General features: G+C 51.7%; 13 protein-coding genes. 10 read left to right on the top strand and 3 right to left on the bottom strand.

The window, feature by feature from the left end; translation table 11 throughout:
* Position 1: 1 nt before the first annotated feature.
* Positions 2-1,255 carry a pyridoxal-phosphate-dependent aminotransferase family protein gene (locus ACTTK7_RS03290; protein ID WP_462865751.1) on the top strand — a complete coding sequence of 418 codons (1,254 nt, stop codon included), beginning with the start codon at positions 2-4 and terminating at the stop codon, positions 1,253-1,255.
* Between the two features lie 15 nt (positions 1,256-1,270).
* Positions 1,271-2,605: an allantoinase AllB gene (gene allB, locus ACTTK7_RS03285; protein WP_462865749.1), complete on the top strand. Its 1,335-nt coding sequence runs from the start codon at positions 1,271-1,273 to the stop codon at positions 2,603-2,605.
* Between the two features lie 19 nt (positions 2,606-2,624).
* Here allB and ACTTK7_RS03280 read toward each other — a convergent pair whose 3' ends face one another.
* The 3 genes from ACTTK7_RS03280 to iolG (ACTTK7_RS03270) all read right to left on the bottom strand — a co-directional run bounded on the left by ACTTK7_RS03280 (position 2,625) and on the right by iolG (ACTTK7_RS03270) (position 4,717).
* The gene (locus ACTTK7_RS03280; RefSeq protein ID WP_176967760.1) at positions 2,625-2,777 is read right to left on the bottom strand and encodes a hypothetical protein; all 153 of its coding nucleotides are present in this window, start codon (positions 2,775-2,777) and stop codon (positions 2,625-2,627) included.
* Positions 2,778-2,878: 101 nt separating this feature from the next.
* Positions 2,879-3,676 (bottom strand): 5-deoxy-glucuronate isomerase, encoded by a 798-nt coding sequence (iolB, locus tag ACTTK7_RS03275; RefSeq protein ID WP_462865747.1) that lies wholly within the window; start codon positions 3,674-3,676, stop codon positions 2,879-2,881.
* 15 nt (positions 3,677-3,691) lie between these two features.
* Complete coding sequence (gene iolG / locus ACTTK7_RS03270; RefSeq protein ID WP_462865745.1) at positions 3,692-4,717, bottom strand: inositol 2-dehydrogenase; 1,026 nt, start codon at positions 4,715-4,717, stop codon at positions 3,692-3,694.
* A 258-nt stretch (positions 4,718-4,975) separates the two neighbouring features.
* On the opposite strand from iolG (ACTTK7_RS03270), the gene iolC reads away from it, so the two are divergent.
* The 8 genes from iolC to ACTTK7_RS03230 all read left to right on the top strand — a co-directional run bounded on the left by iolC (position 4,976) and on the right by ACTTK7_RS03230 (position 14,976).
* Complete coding sequence (gene iolC, locus ACTTK7_RS03265; RefSeq protein ID WP_462865743.1) at positions 4,976-5,977, top strand: 5-dehydro-2-deoxygluconokinase; 1,002 nt, start codon at positions 4,976-4,978, stop codon at positions 5,975-5,977.
* An 85-nt stretch (positions 5,978-6,062) separates the two neighbouring features.
* The gene (locus ACTTK7_RS03260; RefSeq protein ID WP_462865741.1) at positions 6,063-7,514 is read left to right on the top strand and encodes a CoA-acylating methylmalonate-semialdehyde dehydrogenase; all 1,452 of its coding nucleotides are present in this window, start codon (positions 6,063-6,065) and stop codon (positions 7,512-7,514) included.
* A 117-nt stretch (positions 7,515-7,631) separates the two neighbouring features.
* Positions 7,632-9,551, top strand: a complete 1,920-nt coding sequence (gene iolD, locus ACTTK7_RS03255) for a 3D-(3,5/4)-trihydroxycyclohexane-1,2-dione acylhydrolase (decyclizing) (protein ID WP_462865739.1) — start codon at positions 7,632-7,634, stop codon at positions 9,549-9,551.
* 195 nt (positions 9,552-9,746) lie between these two features.
* Positions 9,747-10,760, top strand: coding sequence for a Gfo/Idh/MocA family protein (locus ACTTK7_RS03250; protein WP_462865737.1), 1,014 nt, complete (start codon positions 9,747-9,749; stop codon positions 10,758-10,760).
* A gap of 68 nt (positions 10,761-10,828) precedes the next feature.
* Positions 10,829-11,869: an inositol 2-dehydrogenase gene (gene iolG / locus ACTTK7_RS03245; RefSeq protein ID WP_462865736.1), complete on the top strand. Its 1,041-nt coding sequence runs from the start codon at positions 10,829-10,831 to the stop codon at positions 11,867-11,869.
* Between the two features lie 37 nt (positions 11,870-11,906).
* Positions 11,907-12,845 carry a myo-inosose-2 dehydratase gene (gene iolE / locus ACTTK7_RS03240; RefSeq protein WP_462865734.1) on the top strand — a complete coding sequence of 313 codons (939 nt, stop codon included), beginning with the start codon at positions 11,907-11,909 and terminating at the stop codon, positions 12,843-12,845.
* A gap of 188 nt (positions 12,846-13,033) precedes the next feature.
* On the top strand, positions 13,034-14,065 hold the full coding sequence (locus ACTTK7_RS03235) for a LacI family DNA-binding transcriptional regulator (protein WP_462865732.1): 1,032 nt from the start codon (positions 13,034-13,036) through the stop codon (positions 14,063-14,065).
* Positions 14,062-14,976 carry an aldo/keto reductase gene (locus tag ACTTK7_RS03230; protein WP_462865731.1) on the top strand — a complete coding sequence of 305 codons (915 nt, stop codon included), beginning with the start codon at positions 14,062-14,064 and terminating at the stop codon, positions 14,974-14,976. The genes ACTTK7_RS03235 and ACTTK7_RS03230 overlap by 4 nt, the downstream gene beginning before the upstream one ends.
* The last annotated feature ends 134 nt before the right edge of the window (positions 14,977-15,110 follow it).

Below are 15,110 nucleotides of genomic sequence, written 5' to 3'. Positions count from 1 at the left end.
TATGGGCTATCATCAGGAAATTCAGCCGCCGCTCCGTACGATCATGACCCCGGGCCCGGTGGAGGCCGACCCCCGGGTGCTCCGGGCCATGAGCACGCCGGTGGTCGGACAGTTTGACCCGGCTTTCACAAATATTATGAATGAAACGATGGAGCTGTTGCGCCGCATCTTTCAAACTGAAAATAAATGGGCCTTTCCAGTGGACGGCACTTCCCGAGCGGGTATTGAAGCAGTGCTTGCGAGTGCGATTCACCCGGGGGACAGGGTGCTTGTGCCTATCTACGGCCGGTTCGGGTATTTATTGACCGAGATCGCCGAACGGTACGGCGCAGAGATACACACGCTCGAAAAGGAATGGGGCAATGTCTTTTCCGCGAAAGAGGTCATAGAGGAAATGGATCGTGTGCAGCCGGATATCGTGGCGATGGTACACGGCGAGACGTCAACGGGCTGCATTCAGCCGCTTAAGGAAATCGGGCATGCCTGCCGGGCGCGCGGCATCTACATTGTAGTGGATGCGGTGGCGACGATCGGAGGAGCGCCGGTCAAAACAGATGAATGGTGCCTTGATGCGGTTATTGGCGGGACGCAGAAATGCTTCAGCGTTCCGTCCGGAATGGCTCCTTTGACGTACAACGAACGCCTCGAGCGCCGCTTTCAGGCACGTAAAAAAGTGGAGCGGGGGATTGCGACAGAGGCAGACAAGCAGCCGGAGGCGCCGATGGTCCGGAGTAACTACTTTGACCTCAGCCAGCTGCAGGACTACTGGGGCCCGCGCCGTTTGAATCATCATACCGAAGCGACATCGATGGTTTATGCGCTTCATGAAGGCGCGAGACTGATCGTCAACGAAGGGCTTGAAGCCCGTTTTGCCCGGCACCGCTACCATGAGGAAGCGCTGATGGCTGGTTTACAGGCCATGGGTCTGTCGCTGTTTGTAGAAGGCGAAACGAAGCTGCCGGTCGTCACCTGCATTCATGTGCCGGAGGGCATTGACGCAGATGAAGTCCGAAAAATGCTTCTCGGGCAGTTTGGCATAGAAATTGCCTCGTCCTTCGGACCGCTGCACGGGAAAATCTGGCGCATCGGCTCCATGGGCTACAGCTGCCGGAAGGAAAACGTGCTGGCCGTGCTCGGAGCGCTCGAATCAGTGCTTTTATACGCGGGAGCACCGGTGAATCCCGGCTCTTCCCAGCAGGCAGCGCTCTCCTTTTACATGCAGGAAAAAGATACAAAAGCAGCGGCTGAAGTATAGGAGGACACATAAAGAATGTATGATCTGCTGATTACAAACGGAACCGTTGTGCGCCCCGGCGGTACAGAAGTAACTACGGTGGCAGTCGCGGATGGCAAAATATCAGCCTTTGGCGTATCTGATGAAACCAAAGCGCAAAGCGTAGTAGACGCTCATGGCATGCTCGTCATGCCGGGAGCGGTGGACGTTCACGTTCATTTCAGCGAGCCCGGCCGGGACTGGGAAGGCTTTGAAACAGGGGCCCGGATGCTTGCAGCAGGCGGCATCACTACTTATATGGATATGCCGTTAAATGGTATTCCTTCTACGCTCACCACCAAAAATGCAGAAGAAAAAGCGGCGCTCGGCTGTGAGAAGTCTGTTCTGGATTTTGGGCTTTGGGGAGGCCTCGTGCCCGGAGGGATAGAGCATATCCCAGCCATGGCAGCGCGGGGCATACGCGTATTTAAGGCCTTTATGTCACCGAGTGGGAATCCGGAGTTTGAACGGGCGGATGATCAAACACTGTTCCGGGGTATGCAGGTAATTGCTGAACACGGAGGATTGCTCGGTCTTCATGCAGAAAGCGAGCCGGTAGTGAGTACACTCAGCCGGCAGCTTGAGAACCAGGGGCGTATGGAAGCGGATGATTATTTAGCCTCGAGGCCGGTGGAAGCAGAGCTCGAAGCGGTGCAGCGCGCCCTCGTTTTTGCGAAGCAGACAGGCTGTCCGCTGCATTTCGTACATATCAGCTCTGCTGAAGCGGTGCAGGTAATTCAGCGTGCAAAGGCAGCCGGGCAGGATGTTTCGCTCGAAACCTGCGCCCATTATTTAATGTTTGATCACGAAGCGCTGCGCACGCGCGGCGCCGAAGCAAAATGCGCGCCTCCGTTACGGGAGGCCCCGGTCCAGCAGGAGCTTGTGTCCAGATGGAAGCAGGGGGACATAGATATGGTGACTTCCGATCATTCCCCGTGTCCGGAGGAGCTGAAGGAAGGCGGGCTGTGGCAGGCATGGGGAGGTATTTCGGGTGGTCCGTACACGCTGTTAAGCGTGCTCGAGCTCACGGCGAATTACGGCCTGCCGTGGGAACAGGCAGCAGCGTGGACTGCAGGGAAGCCGGCGGAGCGTTTTGGCCTGCATCAGAAAGGGAGTCTCGAAGAAGGGAAGGAAGCAGACCTTGTGCTGGTCGATCTTCATGAAGAAACGGCAGTAACACGCAGCACAATGCATATGCGTCACAAGCACAGCCTGTTTGAAGGGCATCGTTTTCCGCACCGGATCCATTCAGTATGGCAGCGGGGCATAGAAATTTATAACGGAAAAACGGATACATTTACAAACAGAAAAGGAAAGTGGCTGCAGGAATAATGATCCGGCAGCCACTTTTTCAGCGCAGAAGGCGGTTAATGAATTTACGTGCTGTACGGTTGGCGGAACGGCGGGCAAGGCGTTTTCCCAGGGAGCCGTTTTTGGCTGCCTTTACATCACCGGAAACACGGTTTGCCTTTAAAATCGTACGCGCGAGCTTTTGAAAAGCCATCTGAACACTCCTTTCCATGAAACAATCGTTGTATAGTATATATCCGTATTTGCCCAAAAATAAGCCTCCAAATGAATATTCATTTGGAAGCCGTAAAAGATTTATTTCAGCAGCCATTCGTGATCCGGGTCATTATGGAACTTCCACTTACGCACCGGTCCGGCCATCACATTTAAATAATAAGCCTGATAGCCTGCAGGAGCCGCCACCGGGTGATAGCCTTTAGGAACCATCACGACATCGTTGCTGTTTACTACCATCGTTTCATCAAGGTCTCTTGGATCGTCGTAAACGCGGTGAATCAAAAACCCGCCTTCTTCCGGGTCCACCTTATGAAAATACGTTTCTTCAAGATACGATTCATGCGGAAGGTTTTCGGTGTCGTGCTTGTGCGGCGGGTAGCTCGACCAGTTTCCCTCCGGTGTGTACACCTCCACCACCAGTACGCTCTCGGCTTCCTCGGAGTCCGGGAGGATATTATGCACTCTCCGGGACATGGAGCCTGAGCCGCGGTCTTCTGTGCCTACATCATCCGGGCCGATCAGCCGGGCGTTATACTTACCGGTTGCTGGAGCCTTACAGACGGCGAGTTCAATATCTGTATTCGCCTTTACCTCAAAGCGGTCCCTGGCCGGAACATATACGGAGTACGGCGGTATTTTTTCGAAAACACTCATCCGCCTGCCGAGATTTTCAAAGGAGTCGTTGCTGGTCGTTATGTCTGCTTTGCCGCTTAACAGGACGAGGCAGGCTTCGTTATCGCCGGTGTCGGCCTGAATGCTTTCGCCCTCCTGCACACGGTACACCTGGAAGCCGACATACTTCCAGCCGGCGCTCTCCGGGGTAACATCGTGGATTTTTTGTGCGGTCGTATCTGGTTTCACAACTAAATTTGGCATACATAAACATCCTTTCTAAGAGAGTTCAATCATTTCGGATTCAACATCAGCGACATATACGGTTTTCTTCTCTTTCCAGGCTTTTGCAGCAGCGAGGGCAGCCGTCTGGGCGGCAAGACCGTCATCACCGGTGCAGACAGCCGGGGTGCCGGACTGCACGGATTCAGCGAACATCGCAATCTCGCGCTCGAACGCTGTTTGATAGCGCTCCAGAAAGAAGTGCACCGGCTTTTCTGATTTAATAAAATCCTCCTGCCACCATTCCACCTGATGGATCGGCTGATTTGGCACCGTGGCTGCTCCGCTGGAGCCAAACAGCTCGAGGCGCTGGTCATAGCCGTAGACTGCCCGCCGACTGTTTTCAATTACGCCGACGGCTCCGCTTTCAAACGTTAAAGAAATAATAGCGGTATCAATGTCATCGTAGTCATTGAAACGTTTATCGGTCAGCGCGCCGCCATGCACAGAGATCGCTGCGATATTCTCTCCCATAATATAGCGGGCCATATCAAAATCGTGAATGGTCATATCCACAAACAGGCCGCCCGAGTTCGCCACGTATTCCATTGGAGGCGGGGAAGGGTCGCGTGAGATAATCTGCAGCATCTCAGGGGTGCCGATCTGGCCGTTCACCCGCATCTTCCGTACCTGCTGAAACGAAGGATCAAAGCGCCGGTTAAAGCCAATTTGAAAAACAAGGCCTGCATCTCTGGCCGCCGTGACAACACGGCGCGACTCTTTGATGTCAAAGCTGATTGGCTTTTCACAAAAAATGTGTTTCTTGTTTTGAATGGCCATATCAATCAAAGAGATATGCTCTGAGGTGGCAGCGCATATGAAAACGGCATCAATTTCAGGGTCACGGAGAATATCCCCGGCACTGGAGGTTACGTATTTCGGAGAAAAAGCCTGCTCAATTGTTTTAAGAGCAGCGGTGTTGATATCTGCGACCGCCCGGAGAACAGTGGCAGGAAGATGGTGAAGGTTTTCAATGTGCAGCCGGCCGATTCGGCCGGCGCCGATAACACCTATATTAACCATATGCGGAGCCTCCATAAAATGTAGTTTGAAGAAAGCGCTTAACTTTAATGTGAATTATACATTAGTGAATCGCTTACATCAATCAAAGAATGAGATTTTTCAGAAAACATCCAGCAGTTCTATGCCTTTAAATGTAAATTAAAGAAAAATCAAAAAAGTTCTTTACATCTGAATGCGCTTTCTTTAGAATCAAACGTATAGGAGAGGAAAGCGCTTAACCATAAATCGATTAAAATAACGAAGGGTGGTTATGTTTTAATGGAATTTCCAAAAAACCGTTCAAGAGATCTGGTTGGCATGGGCCGGCTGACGATTGACATGAACGCGAACGAAATCAACCGTCCGATGGAAGAAACGCGGACGTTTACGAAATATGTGGGAGGGTCCCCGGCCAATATTACTATCGGAGCGTCGAGACTTGGTCTTAGCACCGGCTTCATAGGCAAGGTAGCAGACGATCAGATGGGTAATTTTATCCGCGGCTACTTTGAAGAAAATAACATTAATACGGAAAATGTAAAAACAGACGATACAGGCGCGGTCACCGGGCTTGCTTTCACGGAAATCATCAGTCCAGAGGACTGCAGCATACTGCTGTACAGAGACAACGTGGCGGACCTGAAAATCAGTCCGCTCGAAATTTCCGAGGAATACATTAAAAATACATCCGCGGTAATGTTTTCCGGTACGGCGCTTGCCGCAAGCCCTTCCCGCGAAGCGGTCTTTCTGGCGGCAGAATACGCGCACAAGCACGGAACGAAAGTGCTGTTTGATATTGATTTTCGTCCGGCGACGTGGAAATCAAAGGAAGAAACCGCCACGTATTACAACCTGCTGGCTGAAAAAAGCCATCTGATTATTGGAACAAGAGACGAGTTCAATATGATGGAAAACATGGAGTCTGAAATGGACGGCAGCGACGATAAGACCGCCGCAAAATGGTTTAATCACTCGGCAGAAATTGTGCTGATTAAACACGGAGTCGAAGGGTCATTTGCCTACACGAAGGACGGGGACTATTTCACCGGAAAGACCTTTGAAACCGAAGTGCTGAAAACATTCGGGGCCGGAGACGCCTACGCCTCCTCCTTTGTTTATGGCCTGATGCAGGGGTGGGAGGTTGACCGGGCGATGGATTTTGGCGGTGCGTCCGCAGCCATTGTTATTTCCCGGCACAGCTGCTCCGAAGCCATGCCGAAGGCGGAAGAAGTACAGGGATTCATTGATGAAAGTGTGAGAAAAGGTACCATAAAGTCTTAAGAAGGCAGGATGCTCAGGTATAATCATAGGAAGCATTTCAAAAAGCAATTCTACAATCCGTTTATATAGAAAGGACGATGAAGATATGCAGGAACAAGCAATAACGACCTTGAAAAATTTTATCGGCGGTGAATGGGTGGAGTCCCGGTCGGCGACCGATAATGTCTACAACCCGGCCACCAGTGAGGTGATCGCGCGCGTCCCGCTCTCCTCGAAGGACGAAGTGGATGAGGCTGTGAAGGCGTCCAAAACGGCGTACCGCGACTGGTCGAAAAAGCCCGTCCCACAGCGTGCCCGTATCCTGTTTGCCTACCAGCAGCTGCTCATCAGCCACTGGGACGAGCTCGCCGAGATCATTACGCTCGAAAACGGTAAAAACCTGAAGGAGGCTAAAGGCGAAGTGCAGCGCGGCATCGAATGCGTGGAATTTGCCGCCGGGGCTCCGACGCTTATGATGGGTGACCAGCTGCCGGACATTGCTACAAACATTGAGTCGGGCATGTACCGCTATCCGATCGGCGTGGTCGGCGGGATCACCCCGTTCAACTTCCCGATGATGGTGCCGTGCTGGATGTTTCCGCTCGCGATCGCCTGCGGCAACACGTTCGTGATGAAGCCGTCCGAGCGGACCCCGATGCTTGCGAACCGGCTCGCCGAGTTGTTTGAGGAAGCCGGGCTTCCGAAGGGCGTATTGTCCGTGGTGCACGGGGCGCATGACGTGGTCAACGGCCTGCTGGAGCACGAGGACGTGCCGGCGATTTCCTTTGTCGGCTCGCAGCCCGTCGCGGAATATGTGTATAAAAACGGCACGGCTCACGGCAAGCGCGTCCAGGCCCTCGCCGGGGCAAAAAACCACACGCTCGTGATGGAGGATGCGGATCTCGATAACGCCGCCTGGCAGATTTTAAACGCCGCCTTCGGCTCCGCCGGTGAGCGGTGCATGGCCGCCTCCGTCGTCGCGGTGCAGGAAAGCGTCGCCGACCAGCTGGTGGAAAAAATTCAGGCGTATGCCGACGACGTCACCATCGGCAACGGCCGCGAGAAGGACGTGTTCCTCGGCCCGGTGATCCGCGAGGGCCACCTCGAGAAAACGAAGGCCTACATTGACAAAGGCGTCGAGGAAGGAGCGACGCTCGTGCGCGACGGCCGCCAGGACGAGGTCGCCAAAGACGGCTACTTTATCGGCCCGACGATCTTTGACCACGTGCAGCAGACGATGACGATCTGGCAGGACGAAATCTTCGCGCCGGTCTTATCCATCGTGCGGGTGCCGGATCTGACCGCCGGCATTGCATGGGCGAACGAGTCCCGCTTTGCGAACGGTGCCTGCCTGTTCACGAGCTCCGGGCACCGCGTCCGCGAATTCCGGGAAAACATCGACTCCGGGATGCTCGGCATCAATGTGGGCGTGCCGGCCCCGATGGCGTTCTTCCCGTTTTCCGGCTGGAAGGATTCCTTCTACGGCGACCTGCATGCGAATGGCAAGGACGGGGTGGAGTTCTACACCCGTAAAAAAATGGTGACCGCCCGCTGGTAATCGCACAGCTTCAGCACAATAGCACAACCCCAGGACTGTCTTCTCTTTCCTTTCTATTCTGAGAGAGGAGAAGGCAGTTTTTTTCTTCTATAAAACGACAACAGGAAGGGGATTTTTATGCCCGTATTAACAACAGCACAGGCAATCGTACGTTTTCTGGAGCAGCAGTATATTGAATGGGACGGCGAAGAAATTCCGTTTGTAGATGGAATGTTTACAATCTTTGGTCACGGCAACGTTCTCGGTCTCGGCCAGGCTCTATCTGAAGCGAAGCGGCTCCGGGTATACCAGGGAAAAAATGAGCAGGGCATGGGACATGCAGCAATATCATATGCCAAACAGAACAATCGCAAACGCATCATTGCCTGCACGTCTTCTGTCGGACCTGGTTCTGCCAACATGGTAACAGCGGCGAGTGTGGCAACGGTAAACAACATCCCTCTGCTCCTTTTTCCGGGGGACATCTTCGCTAGCCGCCAGCCGGACCCGGTGCTGCAGCAGGTGGAACAGCCTCATGACTTAACGCTTTCCACTAACGACGCGTTCCGCCCGGTAAGTAAGTTCTGGGATCGTATTACACGACCTGAGCAGCTGATGAACTCCTTAATCCAGGCGATGCGTGTACTGACAAATCCGGCAGAAACCGGTGCTGTTACCGTGTCCGTGCCGCAGGACGTCCAGGGGGAAGCCTATGACTTTCCGGAATCGTTTTTCCAGAAACGTGTTCACCGTGTTTCGAGAAAAGTGCCGGATGAGCGTTCGGTAAAGGAAGCGGCAGCATTGATCCGGAGCAAAAAGCGTCCGTTCATCATTTGCGGCGGGGGTGTACGTTATTCCGAAGCAGGAGAAAGCCTGAAAAAAATGGCCGAGGCCTGGAACGTGCCGATTGCAGAAACGCAGGCCGGAAAAAGCGCGGTGGAAAGCACGCATGAGTGGAATGTCGGAGGCCTTGGTGTAACTGGTAACCTGGCAGCGAATACACTCGCTCCGAAGGCGGACGTTATTATTGCAGTAGGTACTCGCCTGGCTGACTTTACCACCTCCTCGAAGCAGCTGTTCCGGGATGAAAACGTCGAATTTGTTTCGATCAACGTCTCGGAATTTCATGGAGTGAAAATGGATGCAGCCCCATTAATCGGGGACGCTCAGGCTGTAATTGACGCGCTGATAAACGAAACAGGGGACTATACGTCTGAATTTAAAAACGAGACCGAAGAGGCAAAGGCGGCGTGGGCCAAAGAAAAAGAACGCCTTTATTCTGTTCGATACACGGAAGAAGGCTTTACGCCTGAAATCGCCGGTCATCTTGACGAGGAGCTGCAGGAGTACCGGAAAGTACTGGGCACGGACCTGGCGCAGACAACAGCACTTGGTATTGTGAACCGGGAAATCGATGAAGACGCTGTAGCCGTCGGAGCGGCCGGAAGTCTGCCGGGCGACATGCAGCGCCTGTGGGAGTCAAGCCAGAAATACCGGTACAACATGGAATACGGCTATTCCTGCATGGGCTATGAAATTTCCGGGGCGTTCGGAGCCAAGCTTGCGGAGCCGGACAAGGAAGTATACGCCATGGTCGGGGACGGCAGCTTTTTGATGCTGCATTCAGAAATGATTACAAGCGTGCAGGAAAACAAAAAAATTAACGTGATGCTGTTCGACAATTCCGGATACGGCTGCATTAACAACCTGCAGATGGGCAACGGCATGCAGAGCATTGGCACCGAATTTCGTCATCGTGATGAAGCAGAGGATGAAATGTGCGGCAGTGTGATGCACATTGACTATGCGAAGGTAGCCGAAGGCTACGGCCTGAAAACGTACCGGGTGACGACAGAGCAAGGGTTGAAAGAAGCAATCGCTGACGCGAAAAAGCAGACGGTGTCTACGCTGATTGACGTAAAGGTACTGCCGAAGACGATGACCGGGGATTATGAATCCTGGTGGCACGTCGGAGTATCAGAGGTTTCTGAGCGCGAAAGCGTGCGGGAGTCCTTTGAAGACAAAGAAAAGCAGCTGCAGCATGCCCGGAAATATTAAATGGTTAAACGCGTTCAGGGCCCCGGCTCTGAACGTTTTTTGTAATGGGAGATTATCTTTTTGATAAATCGCTTACATTTTTTCCGTTTACCCCTTGAATTACCCGGAAGGAAACGATAGTATAAACATAAGTTAAGCGCTTACTCAAAAACAATTATCATAACCATAAAAAAACAGTGCAGGAGGTTCTGGGTCGTGGATAAAATTAAGGTTGGAATACTGGGAGCGGGGCACATCGCTGCAGTGCATGCTGCTCTCTTAAAACAGGACGAACGGGTCGAAATTGTTGCAATTGCTGATATTTTTGAAGAAAAGGCGAAAGAACTGGCCGCAGAAGCAGGCCCGGACGTTCGTACAGCGGGCTCCATCGAAGAGCTGATCGAACTTGGTGTGGACACGGTCTACGTCACAACGCCAAACACGATGCACGTCAATCCGGTGCTTCATTGTTTAAAAAATAATGTAAACGTCTTCAGCGAAAAGCCAATGGCCACCTCGGAGGAAGAAGCAAGACAGATACGCGATGCCGCGCGGGAGTCTAAAGGCTGCTACAATCTCGGCATGAATCGCCGATATGCCTATGTGTATAAAAAAATTAAAAGCTACATGGATTCCGGCCAGCTGGATGCGTACTCCGCCCATTTCAAAATGAACCGGGGAGAGCTGCTGCATCCTGCCTGGACCTCGGATCCAGCGAAGACCGGAGGCTTTTTATACGAAACGCCTTTTCATTTGATGGATCTCTGCCGCTATTATTTCGGAGAAGTAAAGAAAGTGAAATGCGAAGCAACACAGGCCGTGTCAGACAGCGAGCTTGATAACTTTGCGATTCTTTTAACCTTTGAATCCGGCCTGGTCATGACGTTCAACACCTTTGCCCATTCCGGATGGAGCTTCCCATTTGAAGCGATCGAAATTTACGGTAAATACAGCACGGCGTCAACCGCTGAACTCGAAACGGTGAAAATTGCCTGCGGCCTTGAAGGGGAGATTGATTCGTCGGATTACCACCTCATGCCTGTCAGTAAAAAATGGGGCTATGAGGAAGAAGACCGGCTGTTTATTGACGCCTTGGTCAACGGTACAGAACCGCCGGTAAATGCTGAGGAAGCGTACAAATCAACCTTTCTGCTGACAAGCATTTATGAAAGCGCTAAAACCGGTGAAGAAATAAATATTGCTGATCAGTTAAATAAAGTACTTTCTTAAGATAAAGAAAGCAGGAGTGGAAAAAACCGATAGAGGAGAGCGGACAGGAAAATACAGGAGGTGCACAAATGGCACAGAACGATATAAGGGTGGCGGTGCTTGGACTCGGACGGCTCGGGCTGTTTCATGCAAGCAATATGATGAACAAAGTAAAAGGAGCCGAGCTGATACTGGTGTGTGATCCGCTCGCCGAGCACGCCGAAATGGTGGCTGAACAGCTTGGGATGGAGCGCTGGACGTCTGATCCTGAAGAAGTGTTTGCCGACCAGGAAGTGGACGCAGTCGTGATTGTAACGCCGACCAGTACGCACGCTGACATGATTACGAAAGCGGCCCGCAGCGGCAAGCAGATCTTTGTTGAAAAGCCGCTGACCTCCACGGTGGCTGAAGCCGAAGAGGTGATCAAAGTCGTTGAAGAGACCGGCGTTGTCTGCCAGGTCGGCTTCATGAGAAGGTACGACCCTGGTTTTCATGATGCCAAGGAGCGTATAGAAGCCGGAGAAATCGGCAAGCCGATTTATTTTAAAGGGTTCTCGAGAGACAGCGGCTCACCGCCTGCTTCCTTCATTAAAAACAGCGGTGGCATATTTCTGGACTGCTCGATTCATGACTATGATATGGCTCGGTATTTAATGGGCTCGGAAATTTCTTCCGTTTCCGGCCACGGCCGCATTCTCATTAATTCCTTTATGGAAGAATACGGCGATGTCGATCAGGCAATTACGTATTTGGAGTTTGAAAACGGAGGCGCCGGTGACGTGGAAGCAAGCAGAACATCCCCGTACGGCCATGACATACGGGCAGAGATTATCGGCACCGAAGGAGCAATTTTTGTCGGTTCGCTCCGTAACAGCGATGTGACAGTGCACAGCAGCTCGGGGAGCAATCACGAGATTGTGCCAAATTTCCAGACGCGGTTCCGGGAAGCGTATATTCTCGAGCTCGAACAATTTATTAAGTGCGTCAAAGGAGATCAGGAACCGCGGGTCACTTCACTGGATTCCAAGATCAATATGCAGGTAGCACTTGCAGCCACCGAATCGTTTAAAAACAATGGGGAAAGAATTTATATGAAGGACGTGCATCAGGATAAGGTTTATACCGACTAAAGCATAGGCGGAAACTATAAAAAAAGGGGTGCAGCATATGGCGGGACTTGGAAGCTACGAGTTCCATCTCGGAATTGCAGCTATCAGCTGGGTGAATGATGACATTCCGGGACTCGGAGACCACTATTCACTGGATCAGATTTTAGGAGAGATGCGGGAAATCGGGTACGAAGCAACTGAAATGGGTCGCACCTTTCCGCGTAACCTTGAAGAATTAAAAGCGATTCTCGAAGAGCACGATATTACGCTTGCCAGTAAATTCGTCGGCACGCAGTTTTCCAATCTGCAGCACAAGGAGCAGGAGGTCCGCGATTTCGAAGAATGGGTCCGGTTTTTGAAAGACATGGAATGTGAATACGTAATTGTGTGTGAAATGGGCAACTCGATGCACTGGGATAAAGATGATCCTGACAAAGCAGAAATCACAGCACCGTCAGAAGCGCAGTGGAAAAGTATGGTGGACGGCTTGAACGAAGCCGGGCGCATCGCGAAAAACTACGGTCTTGAACTCGTGTATCATCCGCATGCCGGCACGATTGTAGAACAGCGCGAGGACGTCGACCGCCTGATGGCAGAAACCGACGAAGATGCTGTGTCGCTGCTGTATGATACCGGGCATGCCTTTTTCGGCAACTACGACCCGATGGACCAGCTGACGCGCTACTACGACCGCATTAAGTACGTACACTACAAGGACGTACGGGAAGACATTTGGAATAAAACCATTAAAGAAAACCTAACGTTCCGGGAAGCTGTTCTCGAAGGTCTGTTTACCGTTCCCGGCGACGGCTGCATCGATTTTGAGCCTGTCCTTGAAGAGCTGATGAGACGGGGCTACCGGGGATGGACAGTGGTGGAGGCTGAACAGGATCCGGACGTTGCCCCGCCATATAAATATGCGAAAATGGCTAAGGATCATCTGGATGAAACGATGAACAGGGTTCTGGAAAAATACGGGGAAAAAGCCGGCAGATAAAGGAACGAAGGCATTTCGAGTGAATATCGAAATGCTTTTTTCTGCTTCAGGGAGCCTGCACTCCCGGAGGTTCGCAATGATTTTTGTTTTCCCCTGGGCCAGAAAGCTTAAAAGAAAAGGCTCCCCCGGTGGATAGGAAGGAACGGAGGATTTATAATAAACGAAACGACAAAAATGAGGAAGATAAAATGAGACCGACAATTTACGACATCGCTGAGCGGGCCGAGGTTTCGATCGCTACAGTGTCAAAGGTGATTAACAACAAAGGAAAAATAGGAGAGAAAACCAAACAGCGGGTGCTCGCCATTATGGATGAGCTTGATTATCAGCCGAGCACGGTGGCTTCTGCCCTGACAGGAAAGCAGACGAATACGATCGGCCTGCTGGTTCCTGATATTGCCAACTCCTTTTTTGCCGAGCTTGCGAGAAGCGTGGAAGATACAGGACACGCCGGCGGGTTCAATGTCGTTATATGCAATACCGACAACAATCCGGAAAAAGAAATTCAGTATTTGTGGTGGCTGAATCAAAAAAGAGTGGACGGTATTATTCTGGGAACAGGGATACAAAACACTAAAGCACTGCAGGATTTTATGAAACAGAACATTCCCATCGCGCTTGTGGCGAGGGACGCTTCCGAGATTAATGTAGATACGGTGCTCGTTGACGACTACCGGGGCGGATACGCGGCTACGAAGCATCTGCTCGAAGCAGGACATACCCGGATTGCTTTTGTTGTAGGCGAAATGAATAATTCGAGTGATACAGAGAGGCTGAAGGGGTTTTACGAAGCGTACGACGAGCACGGGATAAGCCGGGAGGAAGCGGTGCTCGTAAAAGACAATAATTCAATTGATGATGCTAAAAAGTCGATGCTTCACGCTCTGCAGAATGATTCGGGTATTACCGCAGTATTTGCTTTGAATGACTTTTTGGCAATCGGCTGTATTCAGGCAGGTAAAGAAGCGGGGCGGCGGGTACCTGAAGATTTATCCGTTGTCGGCTTTGATGATACATTTATCGCTACGCTGAGCGATCCGCCGCTGACTACAGTAGCGCAGCCCATCCTTGAAATGGGGCGGCTGGTGACACAGATGCTCGTGGACCGGATCGGCGGCAAAAACGAAACGACGCGGACGGTTATTTTAAATCCGGAGCTGCACGTGCGTAAGACGACTGCAGGCATAAAAGAAGCAGAAAGGGATGTTACAAGCTCATGAAATATAACACGCTTGGAAAAACAAACGAAAAGGTCTCTGTCGTAGGTATTGGAACGTATCAATTCGGCGGGGAATGGGGTAAAACCTTCACTCAAAAAGAAGTGGACGGTCTATTTGAAGCAGCAAGAACAGAAAATCTTAATTTTATCGATACCGCCGAATGCTACGGCGACCATCTTGCGGAAGAACTCACCGGCGCGGCCATTCAAAAGGACCGCGACCAGTGGTTTGTAGCTTCCAAGTTCGGCCATCATTTTCACGGGCCGAATGACCGGACCCGGCACTATGATCCGGAGGATGTGCAAAAGCAGCTCGAAGCCTCCCTCCAGGCGCTCCGCACAGATTACATTGATCTTTACCAGTTTCATTCGGGCACAGACGAAGAGTTCCAGAATGATAAGCTGTGGACGATGCTCGATAAACAGAAAAAAGCCGGGAAGATCCGTCATCTTGGTCTTTCTGTGAAAAAACAAGACTACATGGATCAGATCAGACAGGCCGAAGCTATCGGTGCAGAAACGATACAGCTCGTGTACAATCGTCTCGACCGTAAAAACGCCGAGGGTGCTTTTCCGGAATGTGACCGCCAGAATCTCGGTGTTATTGCCAGAGTTCCGATGGCGAGCGGCTACTTAAGCGGAAAATATACACCTGGAGCTTCCTTTGAAGAGAATGATGTCCGCCACCGTCATCCGCAAAATGAGCAGGAGGCAGCCCTTCAGGAAGCGCTGCGGCTCAAGGAGAGTCTGCCAGATGATGTGCCGCTTGCCCAGTGGGCCCTTGCCTGGTGCCTGGCCAACTCGAGTGTGGATGCTGTCATCCCCGGCTGCAAAACGCCGGAACAGCTGGTAAGCAACGCCAAAGCTGTAGATCTTCTTGATAATAAAGATACTTCCCTGTTCACTATTTAACTGAAACAGCTGACGCCTTTTCCTGAATAGGGAAGGGCGTTGTTTTATGTAAAGAACAGAAAAATGTCTTTGAAGCAAAGCCGTTGTTTCTTTCGGGGAGCAGAAGGGAATAGTGGGGTAATAATTCATGAACA

It is taken from the genome of Marinococcus tarijensis (genome assembly GCF_054971385.1).
This window is presented reverse-complemented; position numbering and strand designations above follow the sequence as displayed.